4 protein-coding genes are annotated in these 2,227 nt (G+C 56.9%); 2 read left to right on the top strand and 2 right to left on the bottom strand.

Annotated elements, in window-relative coordinates; genetic code table 11:
* Positions 1-648 (top strand): tRNA (guanosine(37)-N1)-methyltransferase TrmD (gene trmD / locus AAC083_RS17425; protein WP_258224748.1); only part of this gene is annotated, 648 nt, incomplete at its 5' end.
* Between the two features lie 32 nt (positions 649-680).
* On the top strand, positions 681-1,028 hold the full coding sequence (rplS, locus tag AAC083_RS17430; protein WP_005313505.1) for a 50S ribosomal protein L19: 348 nt from the start codon (positions 681-683) through the stop codon (positions 1,026-1,028).
* 129 nt (positions 1,029-1,157) lie between these two features.
* On the opposite strand, the gene AAC083_RS17435 is transcribed toward rplS, so the two are convergent.
* Complete coding sequence (locus tag AAC083_RS17435; protein WP_042038811.1) at positions 1,158-1,481, bottom strand: isoamylase early set domain-containing protein; 324 nt, start codon at positions 1,479-1,481, stop codon at positions 1,158-1,160.
* A gap of 82 nt (positions 1,482-1,563) precedes the next feature.
* Positions 1,564-2,227: DNA mismatch repair endonuclease MutH (mutH, locus tag AAC083_RS17440; protein WP_108537265.1), on the bottom strand; the 664-nt coding region annotated here is incomplete at its 5' end.

The raw sequence follows: 2,227 nt of genomic DNA on the forward strand, positions 1-2,227 counted from the left end.
TGCTGGAACCCCCGGGAGTTTACCCACGACAAACACCGTACGGTCGATGATCGTCCTTATGGTGGTGGGCCCGGCATGTTAATGATGGTTCAGCCGCTGCGTGACGCGATTCATGCAGCCAAGCAAGCGGCGGGAGACGGGGCGAAAGTCATCTATCTCTCCCCTCAGGGACGCAAGCTGACTCAAGCGGGCGTAACCGAGTTGGCGACGAATCAGAAGCTGATTCTGGTAGCCGGTCGATACGAAGGTATCGATGAACGCGTGATACAAACCGAAGTCGACGAAGAGTGGTCTATCGGGGATTACGTGTTAAGTGGTGGCGAGTTGCCTGCCATGACCCTGATCGATGCGGTTTCGCGTCTGGTCCCGGGGGTTTTGGGTGATCAGGCCAGTGCCGAGCAGGACTCCTTCACGGATGGCTTGCTGGATCATCCCCACTACACTCGGCCGGAGGTGTTGGATGGATTGGCGGTGCCAGAGGCGCTGACAAGCGGCAATCACGAAGTGATTCGACGCTGGCGTCTCAAACAGTCGCTCGGACGAACCTGGCAAAGAAGGCCGGAACTTATTAACAACCTAGCTCTGACTGACGAGCAAGAATCACTTCTTGCCGAGTATGTCCGCGAAGTGCGTGACAGCGTTAAGTAGAGTTTTCAGTTTATCCTAGGTAAGGAAAGACAATGAGCAAGATTATTCAGCAGCTTGAGCAAGAGCAACTGCGTACCGACATCCCGGCATTTGCCCAGGGCGACACTGTACGTGTTCAAGTTCGTGTTAAAGAAGGTGGCAAAGAGCGTCTGCAGGCTTTCGAAGGCATCGTTATTGCCAAGCGTAACCGCGGTCTGCACTCTGCTTTCACCGTTCGCAAGATCTCCAACGGCGAAGGTGTTGAGCGTGTATTCCAGACTCACTCTCCGCTGATCCACAGTGTAGAACTGAAGCGTCGTGGTGATGTTCGCCGCGCCAAACTGTACTACCTGCGCAACCTGTCCGGCAAAGCTGCTCGTATCAAAGAGAAGCTCAACTAATTCGATTCGAATTGGTGTCGATATGTCGGCAAATAGCTCGACAGGTAGTGAAAAGGCTCGCCAATGGCGAGCCTTTTTTGTGTCCGCAATCCGGGGGCTGGCCAGATGTGCCAGTGTTCTGGTCGTCGCCTACTGGCTGACACGCACCACTGAGTTGTCACGTCCGAAGGGGCCCGGCACATAGTCGTCCGCCTCCCAATCGTTGTCGTAGAGTGTCTCTCCGTTCGGTTTCACCAGCTGGTAGCAGTATTCGAAATGGCTGGGACCATCGGTGGGCAGGTTGAGGGTGGTTCTAAACTCTCCGCTCTTCATCCGTTTGAGCTCTATGGGTTGCCACTGGCTAAATTCCCCCAGCAGCAGTACCTGTTCTGCCTCACCGGCAGCCACTTTTTCCACCGCGAAGGTCACCTTGACCTCGGGACGGGACTTGAGGAATTGCTTGTTGATCGGCATGACGCCTCCTTGTCATTGGTGCGAAGAAAGGGGTTCTGCCTATTTTTATATCACTTTATGACAAGGATGTTGATAGAACAGATCAAACGGGCAAGGCAAAGTGGCGTTGCAGCAGGCCGTGGGTGAATCCTGTCTTGAGGTAAAAGCCCCGTGGCAGGGTCAGGATCGGCTGGCCATTGCGACCGATGGCGCGGGTCAGCGCCTTGTTGTTAGCGGCCTTTGGGCGCAGTTGCATCACCTGACCGTGGCGAGCACTGATCTGCTCCACCTCTCCCAGCACTATCATGTCCATCAACTCCTCCCAGTCCTGGCGCAGCAGCCGATCCTCCTCCTCATTCGGGCTCCACATCAGCGGCATGCCGACCCGGCGCTCGCCTATAGGGATATCGCGACTTCCCTCAACCGGGATCCAGAGCACCCGCGAGAGTTTGTTGCGCACGTTTGACTGCTCCCAGCGCTGGCCGCTGACGCCGATCAGCGGCGCCACGCAGACGAAGGTGGTCTCCAGGGGTTTGCCTTGAGGATCGATGGGGATCGTCTTGAGCTCTATGCCAAGTTCCGGGAAGTCCTGCTCTGGCTTGCTGCCGGCGCTGGCACCCAGTTGCCACTCGATCAGCTGGCCGACCCAGCCTTTGTCCCGTCTCAGATCCCGGGGGACGGCGAGGCCTGCATCGGCAGCCAGCTGTGCCAGTGTGAAGCCTGCCATGGCATGGGCTCGGCTCAATAACTCCTGCTCGGACTTGGGC

Source organism: Aeromonas sp. HMWF014 (assembly GCF_963878295.1).
GTDB classification, from domain to species: domain Bacteria; phylum Pseudomonadota; class Gammaproteobacteria; order Enterobacterales; family Aeromonadaceae; genus Aeromonas; species Aeromonas popoffii.